Source organism: Mycolicibacterium sp. SMGY-1XX, from assembly GCF_059132455.1.
The window spans coordinates 3566473-3591576 of the sequence record NZ_CP101139.1 but is presented as its reverse complement, the minus strand read 5'-3'; the positions used below and the strand labels follow the sequence as shown (position 1 = coordinate 3591576).

Below are 25104 nucleotides of genomic sequence, written 5' to 3'. Positions count from 1 at the left end.
GAACGTGACCGCGAATTCGCTGGACATCGCCGAACTGCTCGAGGAATGGAACAACCACTCGACACCCGAGTGGACCTCGACGGTGCCCGAACTGTTCGCCGCCCAAGCCGCCGCCACCCCGGAAGCGGTGGCGGTGGCGCACGGGACACGCAGTCTGACCTACCGCGAATTGAACCGGCGCGTAACACAACTGGCGCATGCGATCCGGACGGCCGACAGCAGGCAGGAAGCCGTGGTTGCCGTCGGCGTGCCGCGTTCGGCCGAGATGGTGGTGTGCGTGCTGGCCGCCATGGTGGCCGGCGCGGCGTTCGTGCCGCTGGATCCCGGCTGGCCCCAGCATCGCCGGGAACAGGTGCTGGCGGACTCAGGCGCAGTCGCAGCCCTGGTGGTCCCCGGCGACGACACCCACTGGGGGGTGCCGACGCTACCGGTGGACCTCGACGACTGGCGCCACGACGAGCACCCCGCCGAGGCGCCCGCGGTGATGGTGCAGCCAGCACAACTCGCCTACGTCATCTTCACGTCGGGCTCCACCGGCAAGCCCAAGGGTGCGATGATCCGGCACGACGCCATCGCCGAACGTCTTGTCTGGCAACGTGATCAGATCCTGATGTTCGGCCGCGACGACGCGTCGCTGTTCAAGGCCCCGCTGTCGTTCGACATCTCGGTCAACGAGATCCTGCTGCCGCTGACCAGCGGCGGTCGCGTCGTCGTCGCCGACCCCGACGGTGAGAAGGACCCCGAGTACCTCCTCGAGCTGATCCGCTCCCAGCGGGTCACGTTCGTGTACCTGGTGTCATCGATGCTGGACACTCTGCTGGAACTCGACCGCCTGACCGTCAGCGGCGGCGCGCCCAGCGCGCTCGCGTCGCTGCGGCACGTCTGGTGCGGCGGTGAGGTGCTGACCCCCGGACTGTTCGGCCGGTTCCGCCGGCAGCTAACCACCACGCTGTATCACGGGTACGGACCGGCTGAGGCGACCATCGGTGTCTCACACGTGATCTACCGCGACAGCGCCGAGCGGATCGCGACGTCCATCGGCAGACCGAATCCGCACACCCAGCTCTACGTACTGGACGACGCACTGCGTCCCGTGCCACCCGGGGTGGGCGGTGAACTGTATGCCGCCGGGTTCCTGCTGGGTCGTGGCTACGTCAACGCACCCTCGTTGACCGCCTCCCGCTTCGTGGCCAACCCGTTCGATTCCCGCGGTTCACGTATGTATCGCACCGGTGACCTGGCCCGCTGGACCGAGGACGGCTCACTGGAGTTCCTGGGCCGCGCCGACAACCAGGTCAAGATCCGCGGCCGCCGGATCGAGCTGGAGGAAATCGAATCGCAGCTCGCCGACCACCCGTCGGTGCGCCAGGCCGTGGTGAACGTACACCGACACGGCGGCGCCGATCACCTGGTCGGCTACGTGGTGGCCGCCGACGGGGTGACCAACGATGCTGCGCTGCAACGGAACATCACCGACTGGGCCCGTTCCCGGCTGCCCGAGTACATGGTGCCCACCTGGCTGGTGGGCCTCGACCGGGTGCCGCTGACCGCCAACGGCAAAACCGACCGGCGGGCACTTCCCGCCCCCGAGGTGGCGCCGCGTTCGGCGGCGACCCCGCCGCGCACGCCGCGGGAGGCAGTACTGTGCCAGGCGTTCGCCGAGGCGCTGGACTCCGAAGCCGTCGGTGTCGACGACGACTTCTTCGCACTGGGCGGCGACAGCATCGTTGCCATCCGGGTGGTCAGCAAGCTGCGGGCGCACGGTTACACACTGCGGCCGCGGGACATGTTCACCCACCGCACCGCAGCAGCGCTGGCGCCGCTGCTCCACGACACCAGCGTCGCCTCCTCCGACACCCCCGCCCTCGAACCCACCGGGCCCGTCACCGCAACCCCGATCCTGCGATGGCTCGACGAGATCGCGGCCTCGGCATCCGGTTCCGTGCTCGACGGTTTCTATCAGGGCATGGCGCTTCTGACCCCGGCGGAAATGGACGAGGAGGCACTGCGGACCGCGCTAGCCGCCGCACTGGCGCGCCACCCGCTGCTGTGGGCGTCAGCGCACGGGGGCGCATCGGCACTGACCATCGCCTCCGCCCCGCCGGAGGTTGCGCTCACCGTCGTCGACGTGGCCACCGATCAGGACCTGGTGACCGCGCAGAGCGCGCTGCGCGACCGGCTGGTCGCGGCCCTGGATCCGGCAGCAGGCGTCATGATCGGCTTCGGCTGGCTACGGCGCGGTTCGGCGCCGGGCCGGTTGGTGGTGATGGCACATCACATCGTCATGGACGCGGTGTCACTGCGCATCCTCGCCGACGACATCGCCCAGGCACATGACCGGGTGAGCGCGGGCCAGAGCGCAGCACTGCGGCCCGAGGAGACGTCGTGGCGGGCCTGGACACAGGGGCTCACCCAGGCGACGGCAGCGGGAGTGTTCGACGACGATCACGCCTACTGGCAGCAGACCTGCGCGGTGACCGAAACGCCTTGGGGCGACCGACCGCTCGATCCGGAGATCGACACCGTCGCCACCGAATCGAGGCTCACGGTCGAGGTGCCCCCGGCGGTCAGTGAGACCATCCTGACCGACATCCCGGACCGGATCCACGGGCACGTCAATGACGCCCTGGTGGCGGCGCTGTATCTCGCGCTGCGGCAGTGGCGCGCCGACCGCGATCTCGAAGGTGCAGAGGTGCTGATCGAGATGGAGGGCCACGGCCGCGAGCCCCAGTACGCGGGAGACCCCGACCTGTCGTCGACCGTCGGCTGGTTCACCACGCTCTATCCGGTTGCCCTCCACGACACCGATTTCGATTGGCGGGCTGCGCTTTCCGGAGACCACCAGCTCGGCGCTGCGGTGCGTTCGGTGAAAGACCAGCTGCGCCGGGTGCCTTCACACGGCCTGAGCTACGGTGCACTGCGCTATCTGCGGGGCCAGGACCTGACGGCCACCCCGCAGGTGCTGTTCAACTATCTCGGCCGTTTCGACACCACCGAGCGGCCGTGGGCGTTCGCCGGCGACGCCGTCCTCGAAGACCGCGACCCGAGCATGCCGTTGCCCCGCCTGCTCGAGGTGAACGCCGAAGCCGTCACCTCCACCGAGGGCGTCGTCCTGCGCGCAACGTTCAGCTGGCCCTGCGGTGTGCTCCCCGAGGCCGAGATCACCCGCCTGGCGAAGTTGTGGACCGAGGTGCTGACCGCGATCGCCCACAGCGATACCGTCGCCGGCCACAGCGTCACCGACTTCTCCCGGGTCTGCCTCACCACCGGCGACGTCACCGACTTGCAGCGGCGCTACCGAGGCCTACAGGACGTCACACCGCTCACCTCGACCCAGCAGGGCATCTACTTCCACTCCGGCTTCACCCGCAGCCACGATCCCTACGTGGTGCAGCAGATCGTCGACATCACCGGCCCGCTCGACCTCGCACGCTTCCAGCGCGCCACCGAGACCGTCGTGCACCGGCACCGCGCGCTGTCGGCGGCGTTCACCACACTGGGCGACGGCACCCCGGTGGCCGTGTACGCCGCGCCGGAACCCCCGGACTTCGACGTGGTGGATGCCCGCGGCCACACCGACCCGGATACCGTTGTGGCACAGCGTGCCTCGTATGAGCGTGACCGCCGGTTCGACCTGGCCCGTCCCCCGCTGACGCGGTACACCCTGGTCCGGCGCAGCGACGACGTCCACACCATGATCCAGACGGTGCATCACATCGTCGCGGACGGATGGTCGGTGCCGCTGGTGCTGGATGACCTGTTGACCGCCTACTCCGGCGCCGATTTCGCCGGCCCGGCCCCGCAGTTCATCCGCTTCACCGACTGGCAGAACGGCCGCAGCGAGGTCGACCGCGCCGCCGACCGGGCCGCCTGGACCCTGGCCTTGACCGGCTTCGACGGCCCCACCCGCCTGGCCGCCGCCGACGGGACTCGCGACAGCCGCTCCCCCGCACGAGGTTTCGGCCGCCGACGGGCCTCCGCCGGCGCCCGCCACACCGTGGCCGGAGCGGCGGCACGGGCTTCGGTGAGTGTCGGCACCTGGCTGCACACCGCATGGGGGCTCACCCTGGGGCGCCTGACGGGCAGCCACGACGTGGTGTTCGGCACCGTGGTCTCCGGCCGCGGCGCAGACCTACCCGGCATCGAATCGATGGTGGGCCTGCTGGTCAACACCGTCCCCGTCCGCGTCCGGTGGTCCGCCGGCAACACCGCCGCAGAGGTCGCCGCGCGGCTGGCAGCCCTCGAGTCCGGCGTCGTGGAACACCACCACCTGCCGCTGGTGGAGGCACATCACATCGCCGGTGTCGACGAATTGTTCGATTCGCTGGTGGTCATCGAGAACCTCGGCGCCACTACACACGTCGTCGCCGACCTCGCCCTCGGTGAGATCGACGTCATCGAAGCACCGCACTATCCGCTCACCATCATGATCGCCGTCCACGACACCGTCACCGTCACGGTGACCAACAACCGCGCGCAGATCAGCGACGACTTCGCGGATGCGGTGACGGCAGCATTCGTCCACCTGCTGACCACGGTGACCGAGGACCCGTCGGCCCGGTGCGCCGACCTGACGCTCACCAGTGCCGGCCGGGCAGCTCTGCCGCCGGTCGCCGCCGACGCCACGGTGACCGAACTGCTGGCCCGGGCCGCCGCCGCGCACTCCGAGGAGCCCGCCCTGGTGTGCGGGGACACCTCGATGACGTTCGCCGAATTGCGATCCCGCGCCGCCGCACTGGCCGCCCGGCTCATCGACGCCGGGGTGCAGCGCGGCGACATCGTCGCGCTGGCCCTGCCACGCACCGGCGACGCCGTGGCCGCCCTGTGGGCGACCATCATCACCGGCGCCGCCTACCTGCCCGTGGACCTTTCCTACCCGCGCGCCCGCATCGACTACATGCTTGCGCACGCGCGGCCCCGGGCCGTCGTCGTCGATGGGCAAGCTCTCGACCAAGGCCCCGTCGAACTGCCCGACCTGCTCCTCGGGCGGGCCGCGGTGGTCGACGTCCGTGACGTCGGCCGGGCCACGGACGCGATGCCCGAGGTCGAGCTCAGCCCCTCCGATGCGGTATCGGTGCTCTACACCTCCGGCTCCACCGGGGAGCCCAAAGCGGTGGTGGGAACCCATGGCGCCCTGGCCAACCGGTTGTCCTGGGCGGCGGCGCAGTGGCCGGCGGCCATCCGCCTGGCCAAGAGTTCGTTGGCCTTCATCGACGGCACCACAGAACTGCTGGGCGGTCTCATCGCCGGCGCGTGCACCGTACTTGCCGGGGATACCGAATCCCGCGACGGCGGCTCGCTGGCTCAGCTGGTCCGCGAGCGTCACGTGACCCAACTGCTGGCGGTGCCGTCACTGGCTGCGGTGTTGGCGCAGGAACGACCCGACGATGTGCGCAGCCTGGCCCGCTGGATCGTCAGCGGGGAGGCACTCGAGCCCGACCAACTGGCCCTGCTGCACCAGAGCTGCCCCCACGCCACGGTGGTGAATTCCTATGGCTCATCCGAGGTCACCGGGGACGTGCTCAGCGGTGAGCAGACCGGTGGTATCACTCTGGGCACCGAGGTTCCCGGCGCAGGTGTGCACATCCTCGACCACACCCTGCGGGATCTTCCGGACGGGGTGATCGGCGAGATCTACGTGTCCGGGCACCAACTGGCGCGCGGTTATCTGGGCGCGCCCGGCCAGACCGCCGCCCGGTTCGTCGCGGCCCCCGGCGGCGGCCGGATGTACCGCACGGGCGATCTGGGTGCCCGGCTGCCCGACGGGCGGGTGGTCTTCGCCGGCCGCGCCGACAGCCAGGTGAAGGTGAACGGCCACCGCGTCGAGCCCGGTGAGATCGAGCGGGCGCTGACCCGCCGCGGTGACATCCGGGAAGCGGCGGTGGTGGGCACCGACACGGCGGTGGCCGCGTTCGTCGTCCCCGACGCCGCCGAGCTCGACAGCGCACAGGTACGCAACGCACTGGCCGATGAGCTCCCCCGGCATCTGGTGCCCGCGGTGATCCACGTGGTCGAGTCGATTCCGCTGTTGCCCAACGGGAAACGCGATATCGCCGGGCTGCGAGCCCGGGCCGGTCAGGCGACGGTCACCACCGGCGAGGTGGTGGCGCCCGCCGACGACCTGCAACGGGTGATCGTCGAAGTGATGGCCGGTGTGCTGGACCGCGAGACCATCAGCGTCGACGCCGACTTCTTCGCCGCCGGCGGTGACAGCATCTCGGCTATCCGGGTGACCAGCAGGCTGGCCAGGGCGGGCGTGCGGGTCACCACCGAAGACGTGTTCCGGCGCCGCACCCCGGCCGGGCTGGCCGCCCTCATCGCCGCCACGCCGGCCGCCGGGGTGGCGGCCACAGACTCGGTGCCGCGGTTCGGAACAGCCCCGTTGTCGGCGGACACCCTGACGCGTCTGGCCGCCGACTCGGCAGTGGAAGACATCTGGGCCATGTCGCCCCTCCAACAGGGTGTCTACTACCAGAGCACACTGGCGGGTACCGCCGGCACCTATATCGCACAGAACACCTTCCACTTCGACCGGCGCATCGACATCGAGGCGATGCAGCGGGCCTTTGTGGCGCTGCTGCGACGCCACCCACAGCTGCGCGCCGGATTCCACACCGTCGACGACGGCGACTCCACCGCGTTGGTGCAGGTGATCCGCAGCCTCGACGACACCGACCCCGCCGTGCAGATCCGGGTGATCGACGGCGACCACGGCACCGGTGCCGAAGACCGGGTGCGGCCTTTCGATCTGGAGCACCCGCCGCTGATGCGGGTGACGGTGATCCGGCTGCCCGACGGGCGGGACCGGATGCTGTTCACCTACCACTTCCTGCTGTTCGATGGCTGGTCACGGGAGCTGGTGCTGCGAGAACTGTTCGCGCTGTACAGCTCCGGGGGAACCGACGGTGCCGTGGCCCCCCACGGAGATCTGGTGGTCGAGTACCTGGCCTGGCTGGGCGACGACCGGGGAGCCAAGGCCGTCGAAGCCACCGAGGCGTGGCGGGACCTGCTATCCGGGCTGAGCGGCCCCTCGCTGGCCAGCGGAGTGGAACCGGGGCACCCCGACGCGGCTGCCGAGTCCGAGCCGGGCCGCGTCATCGTGCAGGTACCACGCGCGGTGACCGAGCGGCTGTACCGCTGCGCCAACGACCTCGGGGTGACCCTCAACGCCGTTGTCACCACCGCCGTCTCGCTCATCACCGGGTACCACGCCGGAACCACCGACGTCGTCATCGGCGCCACCGTCGCGGGCCGCCCCGGCGAACTGGCCGGGATCGACGAAACCATCGGGTTGTTCCTGAACACCGTGCCGGTGCGGCTGGCGCTCTCGCCCGCCGTCACCGCCGCGGAAGCCATGCGCGCCGTCAACGAACAACGCCTGACCATGATGCGCCACGACCATCTGGGCCTCGGCCAGATCCAGCGCGCCGCAGGCGAATCCGGGCGCGGCCTGTTCGACTCCCTGCTGGTGTTGCAGAACTTCCTCGACGACGACACGTTCACCGACCTGGAGGCCGAGCACGGCATCGTCGACGTCGACTACCACGACACCACACACTTCTCGCTGACGTGGGTGCTCACCCCCGGCGCCGAACTCACCGTCAAACTCGAATACCGGGTGATCGGTGCCGAACGCGCCCACGAGATGGTCGATCAGCTCCTGACCGTCCTGCAGACCATCGCCGAGGCACCGGCCACCGCGGCCGGGGCCGTCGATCTGCTCGGTGCTGCGCGCCGCGCCGAACTGGACACCCGGTGGGGCGCCACGACCCGGCCGGTCGAGCCGGTGACCATCGCCGAACTCCTCGCCAGGCAGGCGCAGCGCGAACCCGACGACATCGCCCTGGTGTTCGGCTCCCAGGAGCTGACCTACCGTGAGTTCGACCACCGGGTCACCCGATTCGCCAGGCATCTGCTGGCCAACGGCGCGGCACCGGAAACCTTTGTCGCCCTGGCACTGCCGCGCTCCATGGACATGGTGGTGGCACTGTTCGCGGTCCTGCGCAGTGGCGCGGCGTACCTGCCGCTGGAACTCGACCTGCCGCTGGACCGGCTACGCACCATCCTGGACGACGCGCGCCCCGTCCTGCTGGTCACCACCTCGGAGCAGACCGCACTGATCGACAGCGCGGGCCAATGCGGCGCCGCCGTGATCACCACCGACACCGCGGAGACCCGGACAACCGTCGCGGCGCTGCCGGACACCCCGCTCACCGCCGGCGAACTCGGCACCTTTGCCACCAGCCGGCACCGGTCGCAACACCCCGCCTACCTGATCTACACCTCCGGGTCCACCGGCAGCCCCAAGGGAGTGCTCACCCCCTATGCGGGGCTGACGAACATGTACTTCAACCACCGGGAGGCGATCTTCGCCCCGGCCATCGCGAAGGCCGGTGGCCGCCGGTTGCGCATCGCGCACACGGTGTCGTTCTCCTTCGACATGTCCTGGGAGGAACTGTTCTGGCTCGTCGAAGGCCACCGCGTGCACATCTGCGACGAGGAACTGCGCCGCGACGCGCCCGCACTGGTCGAGTACTGCCACCGGCACCGGATCGACGTCATCAACGTGACGCCCAGCTACGCGCATCATCTGCTGGAGGCCGGCCTCCTGGATGAGACCGCCGACAGGCATCCGCCGGTTCTGGTGCTCCTGGGTGGTGAAGCCGTCAGCGAGCTGGTCTGGAGAACTCTGCGGGACCACCCGTCGTCGGCGGGCTACAACCTCTACGGCCCCACGGAGTACACCATCAACACCCTGGGCGGCGGCACCGCGGACAGTGCCACACCCACGGTGGGACAGCCGATCTGGAACACCCGGGGCTACATCCTCGACGCCGCCCTGCGACCTGTCCCCGACGGCGCCACCGGCGAGCTCTACATCGCCGGAACGGGTCTGGCCCGCGGTTATCACCACCGGCCGGGGCAGACCGCCACCGCGATGGTGGCCGACCCGTACGTGCCCGGCGGCCGGATGTACCGCACCGGCGACCTGGTGTGCTTGCGTGACGACGGGCAGCTGGACTTCCTGGGCCGCGCCGACGACCAGGTGAAGATCCGCGGTTACCGGATCGAACTCGGGGAGATCGAGTCGGTGCTGAGCACCGCACCGGGGGTGGCCCGGTGTGCGGTCGTGGTGCGAAGCACGGGCGCCACCCCACCGGTGAAAACGCTGGCCGCCTACGTCATTGCCTCCACCGAGCCCGCAGATCACCGCGAGTTCATCCTGGGACTGCGAGACCACCTGGCAGCGGCACTGCCGGGATACATGGTTCCGGCCCGGTTCGGTGTGGTCGACGCGTTGCCGCTGACCATCAACGGCAAGCTCGACGTCGCTGCGCTGCCCGAGCCTGTGGCGGCCAACCGCGGTGAAACCCGGGCCGCGCGTAACCCTCGGGAAGAGATCCTGCTCGAGGTGGTTGCCGGAGTCCTCGGTCTGAACCGTGCCGATATCGGCGTCGACGACGACTTCTTCGCACTCGGTGGTGACAGCATCTCGTCGATCTCGGTGTGCGGGCGCGCCCGCAAGGCGGGCCTGCACCTGACACCTCGCGAGGTGTTCCGCCGCCGGAGCATCGCGGCGCTGGCGTCGGTCGCCGGTGTGGCGGTAGAGGCCGGCACCCGGCAAGACACCGGCGTCGGGGCCATCACCACCACCCCGATGCTCGCCGAAACCGAGCAGGCCGGAACACCGCTGTCGAACTTCTACCAGGCGATGGTGCTCACGACGCCACGCGGAATCACCACCGATCAGCTGCAACTCGTGCTCCGGTCCGTCGTCGCCACGCACGGCATGCTGCGCGCCCGGCTGGATCGCAGCGCCGGCCGCTGGACGCTGACCGTGCCTGAACCCGGCCAAACGTCCCCGCTGCTGACCCGTCACCACGGTGTGCCGGCAGCCGGCGACATCGACGCCGCGACCGCTGCCGCAGCCGCCGAACTGGTCCCGGAGCACGGCGTGATGGTGCGCGCGGTCTGGTACGACAGCCCGGGTTCGACCGGGCAGCTTCTGCTGGTGGTCCACCACCTGGTGGTCGACGGTGTGTCATGGCGGATTCTCGGTGAAGACCTGGCCCGCGCCTGGGCGGCCGTCGCCGCCGGCCGGCCCGTCCAGCTCGATGATGTCCCGACGTCGTTTCGCACCTGGTCACACGCGCTCGCCCAGCTCGATTTCAGCGAGGAAGCGGCGTACTGGAACTCGATCCTGTCCACTGAAGACCCCGACCTGGGCCGGCGCCCGCTCGATCCTGCGGTCGACCTCGCCGAAACCGTACGCACTCACCGCTTTTCGCTACCCGCCGATGTCAGCTCGGCGCTGCTGTCGGCGGTACCCGCCGCGCTGCACGGCGGTGTCAACGACGTGCTGCTGACCGCCTTCTCGCTGGCCCTGGCACAGTGGCGGGCCGATCGCGGGTACCCGCAGGCCCGGGCGGCGCTGCTCAACCTCGAAGGCCACGGCCGCGAAGCCGACCTGCTCCCCGGCGACCTGGATCTGTCCCGCACCATCGGCTGGTTCACCTCGATCTACCCGGTTCGCCTCGATCCGGGACAGCTGAGCTGGCCGCAGGTACTCGCAGGCGGCGAGCCGCTGGCTGCGGCGGCGAAGGCGGTCAAGGAACAGCTGCGGGCCACGCCGCGTCGCGGGCTTGGTTTCGGGGCGCTGCGTCACCTCGATGGGTCGGTGCACGGCGCTGCACCGCAGATCCTCTTCAACTACCTGGGCCGGTTCGCCGGCGGCGGCGGTGCCGACTGGGAGCCGGTGGCGCACACCGGGGCGCTGCGTGAAGGGGTTGACCCGGCGAATCCCGCTGTGGCACTCGAGATCAACGCGCTGGCCGAGGACCGTCCCGAGGGCACCGTGCTGAGCGCCACCCTGGCCTGGCCCGGCGGGCTGCTCGAGGCCACCGACATCACCGCGCTGGCCCAGCTGTGGGCCGAAGCGCTGACCGCGTTGACCCGCTGCACGGCACTGCGCGGGCACACCCCATCGGATTTCCCGCTGATCGAGCTCACCCAGGCCGATCTGGACGACTGGGAACAGACCGACACCGTCGAGGAGATACTGCCGCTGCTGCCGCTGCAGGAGGGCATGTACTTCCACAATGTTCTGGGCGCCGGGGTCGAGGGCTACCAGGACACCTACCGGGTTCAGCAGATCGCCGAGCTCACCGGGACCGTCGACGCCCTCCGGCTGCGCGACAGTGTTCAAGCGGTGCTGCACCGGCACCAGGGGTTGCGCGCCGGGTTCCTCGAGCGCCGTGACGGCCGGCTGGCGCAGGTGATCTGGGCGCAGGTCCCCGTCGACGTCGACGTGATCGACATCAGCGCCCGTCCTCAGGATCTGAACGTGATTGCCCAGAGGGAACTCTCGCGTCCCTTCGAGCTGTCCCGGCCGCCGCTGCTGCGGTACACCCTGGTGACCCTGTCCCCCGGCCGGCACCGGCTGATCCAGACCATGCACCACATCGTCGCCGACGGCTGGTCCTACCCGGTGATTTTCGGCGACATCGTGGCGCACTACAACGCGGCGGTGACGGGCAGCAGCGGACCGGCACCGCTGACGGTCACCCTGCGCGACCACATCGAGTCGGTGACCTCCGCCGACCCCGACATCGCGCACCAGGTGTGGTCGAGCGCACTGGCCGGCGTCGAGCCCACCAAGCTCTTCCCCGCCGGGTCCGCGGCGGTGGGCGAACACCGCAGTTGCGTGAAGCGGTTGTCCCCCGAGCTGACGGGTGCCCTCACCGACACCGCACGCGAGCACGGGCTGACGGTGAGCAATGTCCTGCACGGGGCGTGGGGACTGTTGCTGGGGCGCATGACCGGGCGCCGCAAGGTGGTGTTCGGGTCGACGGTCTCCGGGCGCGGCGGTGACCTCGCCGGTACCGAGACGCTGGTGGGGCTGCTGATCAACACCATTCCGGTGCCGATGTCGTGGGACACGCACACGCCCCTCGTGACGGCGTTCACCGACCTGCAGGATCAGCAGGCCACCCTGCTCGATGCCCAGCACGTGGGCCTGGCCGAATTGGCGCGGCTCACCGGTGTGCGTGACCTCTTCGACACGATGGTGGTGGTGGAGAACTTCCCCACCCGGCCCGGCGAGGCCCACGCCCACCCGGATCTGCTGAGCTATCACGGCTTCACCGGTACCGACTCTCCGCACTACCCGGTGTCTTTCGTGGCTTATCTCGATGACCGGCTGACCGTGGAGATCAAGTACAACGCCGCCGTGGTCACCGACGGCGAGGCGGAGTTGTTCACCCAGCGCATCGAGCAGGTGCTCCACGCGTTCGTCGAGCAGCCGGGACAGCCGGTGGGCGGTCTCGACATCCGCACCCCCGGAGAGCGGGCGCAGCAGGGGGCCGCGACATCGCGGCCGGGCCCCGAGCGCACCCTCGCCGAGGCCTTCACCGCGTCGGTGCGTCAGTGGCCCGATGCGGTGGCGGTGCGCTGCGGTGCCGACCAGCTGACCTACGTCGAACTCGAGGACCGGGCCACGGCCGTGGCCGCCGAACTGATCCGCCGCGGGGTCGGCCCGGAGACACGTGTCGCGGTGGCGATCCCACGCTCGGTCGACCTCATCGTCGGATTGCTCGCGGTGATCAAAGCCGGTGGTACCTATGTGCCCATCGACGTGGACTCACCGGCGGCCCGGCTGCAGCACATCCTCGCCGACTCGGCACCGGTGTGTGTGCTGGTGGACAAGCCGGGTTGGCGCGCCGGCCAGACACCGGAAGTGGTGCTGTCCGAGGTTCTTCCGGCCACCGGCCCGCTGCCCGAGACCGCGTTGACCGCCGACCACGGTGCCTACGTCATCTACACCTCCGGCTCCACCGGTGTGCCCAAGGGGGTGACGGTGACACACCGCGATGTGGCCGCCCTGTTCCGCGGGGTCACCGAGAGCCCGGACCCGTTGTTCTCCTTCGGGGCCGGTGATGTGTGGACGATGTTCCACTCGGCCGCGTTCGATTTCTCCGTGTGGGAACTGTGGGGTCCGCTGTTGCACGGTGGACGGCTGGTGGTGGTGGAACAGTCCGTCGCCCGCGACCCGGAACGCTTCCTGGACCTCCTGGCCCGCGAACACGTGACCGTGCTGAGCCAGACCCCGTCGGCGTTCTACCCACTGATCGAAGCCGACCGCAGCCGGCAACCGGATCTGGCGCTGCGCTACGTCGTGTTCGGCGGCGAAGCACTCGACACCACCCGACTGGCGCGCTGGTACGAGCGGCACACCGCGCAGGCGCCGGTGCTGGTGAACATGTACGGCATCACCGAGACCTGTGTGCACGTGTCCCACCGGCCGATCGCAGTCCAGGACACCGCCCGCACCGACAGCGTGATCGGCGCACCTATCCCCGGTCTGCGGATCCACCTGCTCGATGACACCCTGCACCCGGTGCCCGTCGGCGTGGTCGGCGAAATCTACGTCGCCGGAGGGCAGCTCGCCCGCGGGTATCTGCACAAACCCGCTCTGACGGCGACCCGGTTCGTGGCCAACCCGTTCGACGCCGCCGGCGAGCGGCTCTACCGCAGCGGTGACACGGCGATGTGGACCCACACCGGTGACCTCGTCTACGTCGGGCGTTCCGACGACCAGGTCAAAGTGCGCGGGTACCGCATCGAACTCGGTGAGGTGGAATCCGCGCTGGCCGCGGCGCCCGGTGTCACCAATGCGGCCGCCGCGGTCCGTCAGGACCCCACCGGCCGGGCCCGGTTGATCGGCTACCTGGTGGGAACCGTCGACATCGCCGCTGTGCGTGCCCATCTCGCGCAGCGCCTACCCGATTACATGGCACCCGCGGCATTCGTCGTGATGGACCAGTTGCCGTTGACACTCAATGGCAAGCTGGACCGCTCCGCGCTGCCCGAACCGGTGGAGACGCCGCAGGCCACCCCGGCGACGGACCAGGGTGCGGCAGCACAACTGGCCGCACTGTGCAGCGAGATCCTGCGCACCGATGTCGGGGTCGACGACGATTTCTTCGGCGCCGGCGGTGACAGCATCGTCGCCATCCAGCTCGTCAACCGGGCTCGACGCCTCGGCATACAGATCACACCGCAGGACGTCTTCACCCACCGGACACCGGCCGCGCTGGCTCTCCTGTCCGCGGCGGGTGCGACCGTGCCGGGGGAACCCTCCAACGACACCGGGCAGGACAACGGCGAGGTGATGCTCACCCCGATCGTGCACCGGCTGTCCGAACTCGGGGGGACCGTCACGCGGCTCAACCAGTCCGAACTGTTGCGCACCCCGGCGGGTGCCAGCCTGGAGCACCTCGAGGCGGCGCTGACCGCCGTGGTGCACCGCCACGACGGGTTACGGCTACAACTGCACCGCCCCGCGCCGATGTTGTGGTCACTGGAAATCACTGCCGCACAACCATTGTCGATGGTGCGGGTAGACGCCTTGGCGGCCGACGACAACCGACTGCGAGAACTCATCGGCGTGCATTCGGAGCAGGCCGTCGCACGGCTGGACCCCGACACCGGGGCCATGGTCCAGGCGGTCTGGTTCGACCGCGGTGCCCACCAACAGGGCCGGCTCCTGCTGGTGGTGCACCACCTCGCCGTGGACGCCGTCTCCTGGCAGATCCTGGCTGACGATCTGCACGAGGCCTACACCCAGGTCGCGGCCGGCCGCCCACCGGTATTGGCCGCGGTGCCGACCTCCCTGCGTGCCCATGCCAGGGCGGTCCACGAGAACGCCCAGCAGGCAACGCGTCTGGCGGAGTTCGAACACTGGACCTCGACGCTGGCACCGGGCGCAGAACTGATTCCGGAGGCGATGCCGGTCGGACTGACCGTCGGCGCCACCCGTGACCACGAGGTACGGCTGACCGTCGCCGAAACCCGGCCGCTGCTGACAGCGGTTCCGGCGATGGCGAACGCCGACGTGACCGAGGTGCTGGTGACCGCGGTGCAGCTGGCGGTGCGGCGCTGGCGGCTCGGTCGAGGCGCACCGGCCGAGGCGCTGGTGCTGGACCTCGAGCGGCACGGCCGCGACGGCTGGCCGGATCTGGAATTGTCCCGCACCGTTGGATGGTTCACCGCGATCGCGCCGGTGCGACTGTCTGCCAATCACACCGATGACCACCTCAGCGCGCTGAAATCCGTCAAGGAGACGCTGCGCGCCGTACCCGACGGGGGTCTCGGCTTCGGCCAGCTTCGGTACTGCAATCCCCGCACCGCCGCGGCCCTGGGCCGGATGCCCGCGCCCCAACTGCTGTTCAACTACCTGGGTCGGTCGCAGGTCGACTCCGGCCGGGACTGGGCCGCCGCTCCCGAGGCCACGGCGCTGCGGGTGGCACCCGACCCCGACCTGGGCACCCCCTACCTGCTGGAGATCAACGCCTACACCGCGGACACCGCAGCCGGGCCTCGGCTGCACGCCACGTTCACCTACGCCGACGGGGAGCTCTCCGGTGACGACATCGCGGCGTTGGCCGACACCTGGACCGAGGTGCTCCGAGAACTCGGCCGACACGCCGCTGACACCACCACATCGGCGGCCGCGCTGACGCCCTCGGACCTGCCGCTGGTGAACCTGACCCAGGATCAGATCGACACGGTGTGCGCGTCGACCGAACACGCCGTGTCGACCATCTGGCCGCTGTCACCGCTGCAGGAAGGGGTGTACTTCCAAGCGAGGTACTCCGACGCGGCGGTGTACATCGTGCAGAACGTCTTCGATTTCGCCGACCCGCTCGACGTGGCCGCGCTGCGCAGTGCCTACCGCACCGTGATGGCACGAAACCCGGTATTGCGCGCCGGCTTCCACGCCGACGACCTGGCCGCACCGGTGGCCGTCATCGCCGCCGACCCGGTCTGCGAACCCGAGGTCGTCGACCTGACCGGTCTCGACGATGACGAGTTGACCCGCCGGGTCGAGGAACTGACCGCCGAGGACCGGCTGCGCACTTTCGACCTCGACCGGCCTCCGCTGGCCCGTTTCACGGTGCTGCGCACTGCCGGCCATGACCGGCTGATCTTCAGCTACCACTTCCTGTTGCTCGACGGCTGGTCCCGAGAGCAGCTGCTGCGTGAATTGTTCACCGAGTACACCGCGGCTCGCACCGGCCGAAGCGCCGAATCAGTGCCTGCTGGTGCGGGTTTCGATGATTATCTGCGGTGGCTGGCGATCCGGGACCGGGAGGCGTCGGCACGTGTGTGGGCCCGGCACCTCGGCGATCTGGACGCCCCGACGCTGCTGGTCCCCGAGGCGGTGGGCACCGCGCCGACGCTGGCGCGGCGGCTGGAGTTCACCTTGACCGCCGAGCAGACCACGCAGCTGGGCCACCAGGCACGCACTGCCGGTGTGACGCTCAACGCGGTGATCAGCACCGCGCTGGCGCTGGTGCTGGGGTACGAGACCGGCCGCGACGACGTGGTGTTCGGTTCCACGGTTGCCGGGCGGCCCACCGAGATCGACGGGATCGACGCCGTGATCGGGCTGTTCCTCAACACCGTGCCCACCCGGGTTCGTCTGGCGGCGAACCGGTCACTGCGCGACACCATGCGCGGTGTGCAGGAGCAGCGGCTCGAGTTGATGGACCACGAGTATCTCGGGTTGGGCGACATTCAGCGGGCGCTGGCCGCCGACAACCGTGACAACGGCGCGCTTTCCGGGGGCGGGCCACTGTTCGACAGCCTGTACGTGCTGCAGAACTTCCTCGATGACGACACCTTCACCGATATGGAAGCCGAGCACGGCATCCTCGGCCACGATTCCATCGACGCGTCGCACTACCCGTTGACCTGGGTGGCGTCGCCCGGCCGACGGCTGTGGGTCAAGTTGGAGTACCGGCCCGATGTGGTGCAGCAAGCCCACGCCGCGCGGCTGCTGGACCGGCTGAAGCAGGTGCTGCTGTACATCGGCGGCACACACGAGTGCAGCGACCCGCTGGCGGCGGTGCCCCTTGCGCTCGTCGACGAGGAAGCCCAACTGGTGGTGCGCGGCGAATCGACCCGACACCACCTGCCCGACGCGACGGTCATGGACCTGCTCGCCGAGCGCGCCGCGGAATCGGCGGCCCAGACGGCACTGGTCTGCGGTGGCGACAGCGTGGACTACGCCGAGCTGGACCGCCGCACCAATCGGCTGGCCTGGCTGTTGCGCGAATGCGGTCGCACCGCGGAAACCACCGTGGCGCTGGCCGTTCCACGCTCTATCACCGCTGTGGTGGCGCTGTTCGCCACGCTGCGGGCCGGCGCGGCGTACCTACCCCTGGAGCTGGACTACCCCGACGAGCGGCTGGCGGTGATGCTGGCCGACGCCGGGCCGTCGTACCTGCTGACCACCGCGGCGGTGGCCGAGCGCATCGCAGGCCTGGTCCCCGAGGGGTGCACACTGCTGGTGCTCGACAGTCCCGAGGTGACCGTGCGGCTGCGGGCCGCGCGGTCGGACTGGGACGGGTTCTCGGCGCGGCTCGACGATCCGGCATACGTGATCTACACGTCGGGATCGACCGGCCGGCCGAAGGGTGTGGTGACCGCCCACCGCGGGCTCACCAACATGCACCTCAACCACCGCGAGGCCATCTTCGGCCCGGCGATCGCGAAAGCCGGCGGACGCCGGCTGCGCATCGCACACACCGTGTCGTTCTCGTTCGACATGTCCTGGGAAGAACTGTTGTGGCTCATCGAGGGCCATGAGGTGCACATCTGTGACGAGAACCTGCGCCGCGACGGCACCGCGCTGGTCGCGTACTGCCACCGGCACCAGATCGACGTCATCAACGTCACCCCCACCTACGCCGCCCTGCTGTTCGAGCAGGGACTGCTCGCATCCGGACACCACGCCCCGGTGCTGGTCCTGCTCGGCGGTGAAGCGGTGTCGAACACGGTGTGGGAACGGCTGCGCGACAGCCGGACCAGCTACGGCTACAACCTGTACGGCCCGACCGAGTACACCATCAACACCCTCGGCGGCGGCACCGACGACAGCAGCTCCCCCACTGTGGGACAACCGATCTGGAACACCGAGGCCCACATTCTCGACGGCTGGCTGCGGCCGGTGCCCGACGGTGTGCCCGGCGAGCTGTACATCGCCGGAGCCGGTCTAGCCCGCGGCTACCTGGGTCAGGCCGGCCTCACCGCCGGCCGTTTCGTGGCCAACCCGTTCAGCGCCGAGCACCGGATGTACCGCACCGGTGACCTGGTGCTGCGGCAGCCCGATGGCAACCTGGACTTCCTGGGCCGCACCGACGACCAGGTGAAGATCCGCGGCTACCGCGTCGAACCGGGTGATGTGGAAACAGTGCTCGCCGAGCACCCGGACGTGGCCCAGGCCGCGGTGATCGCGCGACCCGACCCCAGCACGCCGGGCTCGCACCGACTGGTCGGCTACGTCGTGGCCGCCACAGACGCCGCAGAAGCCGCCGACCTGCTCACCGACATCCGGGGCCATCTGACGGCGAACCTGCCCGCATACATGGTGCCCTCGGCCCTCGCGGTGCTCGACGCGCTGCCGTTGACCGACAACGGCAAACTCGACGTGCGAGCACTACCCGAGGTCGACGCGGCGCGGCGGCAACACAGCCGGGCACCACGCACGCCCGAGGAGGAGACGCTGTGTGAGCTGTTCACGGAGATTCTCGGCGTCCCCGCGGTCGGGGCCGAGGATGACTTCTTCGACCTGGGCGGGCACTCCCTGGCGACGATCCGGCTGATCAACCGTATCCGCGCGGTGCTGGGCGTCGAGCTGTCCCTGCGCGACGTCTTCGACGCCCGGACGGTGGCCGAACTCGCGACCCTGATGCAGTCGCACGCCGGGACCGGGCAGCCACCCCGCCCGGAATTGGTGGCCATGCCACGGCCCGGGCTGATCCCGGCCGCACCGGCGCAGGCGCGGCTGCTGGTCCTGGACCGTCTCGGCCAAACCGGTGTGGCGTACAACTATCCGCTGGCGTTCCGCGTGACGGGCGGTCTGGATGTTGCGGCGCTGACGACCGCGCTGACGGATGTGGCGGACCGGCACGAGGTTCTGCGCACGGTGTTCACCGAATGTGACGGTGCGCTGTTCCAGCACATCCTGCCGCCCGGCACCCGGCCCGATGTGCAGTTCGCCGAGTGCGCGGCGCACCACCTCGACGAACGGATCGCCGCGACCGCGGCCCACCGGTTCGATCTCAGCGCCGAGATCCCGCTTCGGGCACACATATTCGAGACGGCGCCGCAGGATCACACGGTGCTGCTGGTGCTGCACCACATCGCCACCGACGAGTGGTCCGACGGCCCCTTCCTGGCCGACCTCGACCGCGCATACCGTGCGCGCAGTGCGGGGGCCGACCCGGCGTTGGCCCCGCTGGACGTCCAGTACGCCGACTACACGCTGTGGCAGCAGGAGCTGCTCGGGGTGGTCGGTGACGCGCATCTGCAATTCTGGCGCGACACCCTGGCCGGTGCGCCTGACGAGGTGACGCTGCCCGCCGACCGGCCCCGGCCGGCCCGTCCCAGCGGTGCGGGCGGCGCGGTGCACATCGAGGTGCCCGCCGAGGTCGCCGACGCGGTGCGCAGGTTAGCGGCGCAGCGGCAGATCAGCGCGCTGATGGTGCTGCACGCCGCCGTCGCGGTGCTGCTGCACAGGCTGGGCGCCGGGGACGACATCGTGGTGGGCACACCGGTTGCCGGACGTGACGAAAGCGCGTTGAACGAGGTCGTCGGCTTCTTCGTCAACACGGTGGTGCTGCGAATCGACCTGTCCGGCAACCCATCTGTCGAGGAACTACTGGGCCGGGTCCGCGCCACGGATCTGGCGGCTTTCGCTCATCAGGATCTGCCGTTCGAGCATGTGGTCGAGGCGCTCAACCCACCTCGGGTCGCCGGACGCAACCCTCTGTTCAACGTCTTCGTCGGCTCGCACCGCCGCGACGGCATGCCAACCCAGATGTTCGGCCTGCCCACACAGTGGCTGGAACCACCCGTCGAGGCGGCGATGTTCGATCTGGGCTTCACGCTGATCGAGGGGCCTGCGGGCAGCACCGCCTCGGTGATGGCTGAGTTCAGCAGCGACCTGTTCGACGAATCCACGGTGGCGACACTGGCGCGACGGTTGGTGTCCACGCTGAGGCAGCTCGCCGCCGCGCCCGGCCAACACATCGCAGCCGTCGACCTCCTGCTCGACGACGAACCCGCCACGCCGGCAGACAAACCCACTGACCATGACGTCGAGCACACCGACTTGGCCTCGGGTGTCACGGGACAGGCCGGCCGGACGCCGGACGCCACCGCGGTGCTCTTCGAGGATCAACACCTCACCTATGCGGAATTGGATCGCTGGTCGGATCAGTTGGCGGCTCGGCTGGCCGCCCTGGGTGCGGCAGCCGGCGATGTGGTCGGGGTGTCCTTGCCGCGGTCGGTGGAACTCGTGGTCGCCTTGGTGGCGGTCGCCAAGACCGGGGCAGCGTTCCTGCCGCTGGATCCGGAGTATCCGCCGGAGCGGCTGTCCTACATGGTCGAGGACACCCGGCCCGTCATGGTGCTCGATGACATGGCTGCGGTGCGTGCGGTACGGGACGGCACCGCACCGCCGTTGGACCGGCCCGTCGACCCGGCGGGTTGGGCCTATGTGCTCTACACCTCCGGTTCCACCGGTCGTCCCAAAGGGGTGGCGGTACCGCACACCGGTATCACCAACCGGATCGCGTGGTTGCAGCACGCCTATCCGTTGACCGGCGAGGACCGGATGTTGGTCAAGACCCCGATCAGCTTCGACACCTCGGTGTGGGAGGTGTTCTGGCCGCTCGGGGTGGGCGCGACGCTGGTGGTGGCCCGGCCCGGCGGCCATCGCGATCCCCGTTATCTGGCGGATGTGATTGCGGCACACCGGGTCACCGCGGTGGATTTTGTGCCGTCGATGCTGGAGCTGTTCCTCGAGGAGGCAGCGACGGAGCAGTGCGCGTCGCTGACCCGGGTGACCGTTGGCGGCGAAGCGCTGTCCACCGAGTTGGCCACCCGCTTCGCCGCCGCCTTCGGTTCCGCGGTGCCGCTGCACAACCTGTACGGCCCCACCGAGGCGTCGGTGGACGTGCTCGGCTGGACGGCCGACGGTGGCCCGGTCGCACTCGGCGAGCCCGGCTGGAATGTCGCTGTCCATGTGCTCGATCAGTACCTGCGGCCGGTGCCGGTCGGTGCGCCCGGGGAGCTCTATCTCGGCGGTATCCAGCTGGCGCACGGGTATCTCAACCGCGCCGGTCTGACCGCGGAGCGATTTGTCGCCAGCCCATTCGATGCCGGGGCGCGGCTGTACCGGACCGGCGATGTGGTGCGGTGGCGGACCGACGGGCAGCTGGAATACCGGGGTCGGTCCGATGATCAGATCAAGCTGCGCGGCGTGCGTATCGAACCCGCGGAGATCGAGGCGGTGCTGGCCGCACATCCCGCGGTGGCCTCGGCCCGGGTGGTGGCCCGCGCGGGCCGGTTGGTGGCGTACTACGTTGCGGCCGAGCGGTCGCAGCCTGACCCGGCTGCGGAGTTGCGCCGGCACGCCGGGGCGGCTCTGCCGAGCCACATGGTGCCGTCGGGGTATGTCCTGGTCTCGGAGTTTCCCCTGACCCCCAGCGGCAAGCTGGACCGCAACGCCCTTCCCGCACCCGAATCCGGCGGTGCCACCGGAACACCTCCCACGACGGAGCGGCAACGGCAGTTGTGTGCGCTGTTCTCCTCGGTGCTCGGGGTGGAGGTCACCGGCATCGATGCCGACTTCTTTGCACTCGGCGGGCACTCGTTGCTGCTGGTGCGCCTGGCGGCCGCGCTGCGGCGGGAATTCGGTATCGACGTGGCGGTGGCGGATCTGATGGTGGCCTCGACGGTGCGCGATGTCGACCGCCGGATGGCCGCCGGTGGAGAGCACAGCGGCGCCAGCCTGACACCGGTACTGCCGTTGCGCGACAGCGGCACCGAGGCGCCGCTGTTCTGTGTCCACCCGGCCAGTGGACTCAGCTGGCAGTTCGCCGGGCTCAAACGCTTTCTGCCGGCGAATGTTCCGCTGTACGGGCTGCAATCGCCGGTGTTCAGCGGAGCGGCGCTGCCGGACACCATCGGCGAGCTGGCGGCCGACTACGCCGACCGGGTGGGCGAGACGGCGCCGACGGGTCCGGTCCGGCTGCTCGGTTGGTCCTTCGGTGGGGCGCTGGCCGTACTGATCGCCCAGGAACTCACCAGGCGCGGCCGCGACGTCAGCTGGGTCGGCATGCTGGACGCCCGGACCGACGTCGCCGACGATCCCGGAGCCGCGTTCGATCCCGACGCGGTGCTGGCCGGCCTGCTGCGGGAGATGGGTTTCGCCGTCGACGTCGGGGACCGGATCTCGGTGGCCGAGGCGGTGGCGCTGGTGCGCGCCGACGATGACGCGATCGGCGTACTCGACGACCGGCAGATCGCTCAGGTGATCGAGAATTACGTTTCGGCGGAACGCTTCACGGCGTCGGCTCGATACGGACGCTACGGCGGCGACGTCTTCTTCGTCGACGCCACCGTGCTCGAGATGGACTTGCACGGCGTCGCGTCACAGTGCTGGCAGGACCACCTCACGGGCCGGGTGCGGGTGGTTCCGCTGGACTGCCGGCATTCCGAGTTGATGGATCAGACCACCCTCGAATCACTCGGACCGCTGATCGCCGAGGAACTGGCGGGCGGACACCAGAACCAAGGAGGATCGCTCGATCGGCTCACAGCAAGTTCGCAGGAAACTGACTGAGCCACAACGCATTCGACAACCGCAGGCGAGAACGGAACGTCTTGCGGGAAAGCGGAAATAGGTTAGCCTTCGCTTAAACAGGCTCAGCCGGTGCACTTTTCAACATCGAGGCGCTACCTTCGGGCGGCGCGAGAGGGGCGCGATATGCAACGAACACTATTGGCGGGCAAAATTCACCGGGCGACGGTCACCCAGGCCGATCTGCACTACGTCGGTTCCATCACCATCGACCGGGACCTGATGAGCTCAGCCGACATCGTCGAGGGTGAGCAGGTCCACGTCGTCGACGTCACCACCGGAGCGCGTCTGGTCACCTACGCCATCACAGGGCCGGCCGGCAGCGGCGTCATCGGGATCAACGGTGCCGCAGCCCACCTGATCTCCCCGGGAAACCTGGTGATCATCATGTCGTTCCTCCAGGTCGATGAAGTCGAGCGGACCACACACACGGCGCGGGTAGTGCATGTCGACTCCGACAACCGCATCGTGGCGGTGGGAGCAGATCCTTCCCAGCCCGTTCCCGGCGCACTCGACCAGATGGCAGGTGCGTGATGGTGCGGGAATCAAACGGCCACCGTCCGATCCTCGACTTCGTGGGTGTCGGATTCGGCCCCTCCAACCTGGCGCTGGCGATCGCGGTCATGGAGCACAACAGCGACCCGGCGGTCACCCGGCGGATCCACGCGCAGTTCGTCGAAGCCAAGGACGAATTCGGCTGGCACACCGGGATGCTGATCCCGGGTGCCACCATGCAGATCTCGTTCCTCAAGGACCTGGTGACACAACGGAACCCGAAGAGCGACTTCACCTTCCTGAACTACCTGACCGAGCGCGGCCGCCTCACCGAGTTCATCAACTACAAGACCTTCTTCCCGACGCGGCTGGAATTCCACGACTACCTGGCGTGGTCGGCAGCCAAGGTCGACGCAGAAGTCCATTACGGCTCCCGCGTCACCGCCGTCGATGAGGTCGACGGCGTATTCGAGGTCGAGGTCAGCGGAACTCACCCACGGCGACTCCGAGCACACCACGTGGTGATCGCCGGTGGCCTGAATCCGCAACTGCCGCCCGGCGTCACTGCCTCGGCACGCCAGGTTCACAATCACGGTTTCCTCCACGATCTCGAGAGGCTGCCGAGCCGCAAGCACAACCGGTACGTGGTGGTGGGTGCCGGGCAGAGCGCCGCCGAGGTGGCGGCATACCTACACGATCTGTCCCCGGAGAACGAAGTGCACGGGGTGTTCGCCAAATACGGTTACAGCCCCGCCGACGACAGTCCGTTCGCCAACCGGGTTTTCGACCCGGATGCGGTGGACGACTTCTACACCGCCGACCCCGGAGTCCGCCGCCAGCTGATCGACTACCACCGCAGCACCAATTACTCGGCTGTCGATCTGCCTTTGATCGAGGAGTTGTACGCCCGCGAATACGCCGAGCGCGTGGCCGGCCAGCGCCGCCTGTTCCTGCGTGGCGCCTCCAGTGTGAACAAGACCGAGGAGGGCGAAGACGGTGTGCGGGTGCACATCCTGCACCACCCCACAGGTTCGGTCGACGTGCTCGACTGTGACGCCGTGGTGTATGCCACCGGATTCTCACCGGCATCACTGCGCGGAATCCTCGGCGATCTGTACCAAAACCTCGTGCTGGTCGACGGCCAGCCCGCGGTATCGCGCGACTACCGTTTGGCCACCGAGCCACCGACCCTGGGCAACCTCTACATCCAAGGCAACACCGAACACACCCACGGACTCACGTCGTCGTTGCTGTCCAACATCGCGGTGCGCAGCGGGGAGATCCTTCAGTCGATCCTGCAGTCCGTACCCGCGGGTGAACTGGCCGCGGTGACCGGCGCCGTGCGTTAGAGCTCCCGGGGACTTGACGCCCCGCGTTCCCGGCGGGGCGCACGATCCAGCCACCGGGCGATGCGGGGCTCCGCAACCGCGAGCAGAAACGCGACGAAGGGCCACAGCACCGCGATCACCAGGGTGGTGTTGTAGGCGCCGTCGATGTGAAACCCCTCCTCGTCGAAGGTGGGGTAATACGGCTCGATGATGCCGAATTGGATTGCCGGGGCGATCGCGATGCAGAACGCCAACCCGGTGGTGGCGCCGAACGCCGCACGCAGGAAGTAGGAACGCGGCGTGTGCACCGCCGGCGCCGCCCGGTGGTGAGCCATCAGGATGACGAGCAGCATCGACCCGATGACGCACGCCAGAGCGTCCCAGTCACCGCCGCCGAAGATGAACGCGACAGCGCCGGCCACCGTTGCCAGCGCCAGCGCGCCCGGGTCGACACGCTGTTCGTAATCTCCGGGTGACGCTTCCCGCTCGGTCCCCATGGCGCCACAGTAAGGCGCACCGCGGGCCCTGCGGCGGTGACTCGCCGGAAAACCGAGGTTGCTCAGCAAC

At 69.3% G+C, this 25104-nt stretch carries 4 protein-coding genes; 3 read left to right on the top strand and 1 reads right to left on the bottom strand.

Going from position 1 to position 25104, the window contains the following annotated elements:
- Positions 1–4 precede the first annotated feature (4 nt).
- The 3 genes from NL241_RS17375 (at position 5) to NL241_RS17365 (ending at position 24558) form a co-directional block, all read left to right on the top strand.
- Entirely contained in the window at positions 5–22696 is a 22692-nt protein-coding gene (locus NL241_RS17375; protein ID WP_494398192.1) for a non-ribosomal peptide synthase/polyketide synthase, read from the top strand.
- A 144-nt stretch (positions 22697–22840) separates the two neighbouring features.
- Positions 22841–23248 carry an aspartate 1-decarboxylase gene (panD, locus tag NL241_RS17370; protein WP_494398191.1) on the top strand — a complete coding sequence of 136 codons (408 nt, stop codon included), beginning with the start codon at positions 22841–22843 and terminating at the stop codon, positions 23246–23248.
- A complete protein-coding gene (locus NL241_RS17365; protein WP_494398190.1) occupies positions 23248–24558 on the top strand; it encodes a lysine N(6)-hydroxylase/L-ornithine N(5)-oxygenase family protein in 1311 nt (436 codons plus the stop codon). The genes panD and NL241_RS17365 overlap by 1 nt, the downstream gene beginning before the upstream one ends.
- Here NL241_RS17365 and NL241_RS17360 read toward each other — a convergent pair.
- Positions 24555–25034 (bottom strand): hypothetical protein, encoded by a 480-nt coding sequence (locus tag NL241_RS17360; RefSeq protein ID WP_487694611.1) that lies wholly within the window; start codon positions 25032–25034, stop codon positions 24555–24557. The genes NL241_RS17365 and NL241_RS17360 overlap by 4 nt on opposite strands.
- Between the last annotated feature and the right edge of the window lie 70 nt (positions 25035–25104).

Coding starts and splice junctions, on each gene's coding strand:
- NL241_RS17365 (WP_494398190.1), top strand. CDS start 23,248: ATGGTGCGGGAATCAAACGGCCACCGTCCGATCCTCGACTTCGTGGGT.
- NL241_RS17360 (WP_487694611.1), bottom strand. CDS start 25,034: ATGGGGACCGAGCGGGAAGCGTCACCCGGAGATTACGAACAGCGTGTC.
- panD (WP_494398191.1), top strand. CDS start 22,841: ATGCAACGAACACTATTGGCGGGCAAAATTCACCGGGCGACGGTCACC.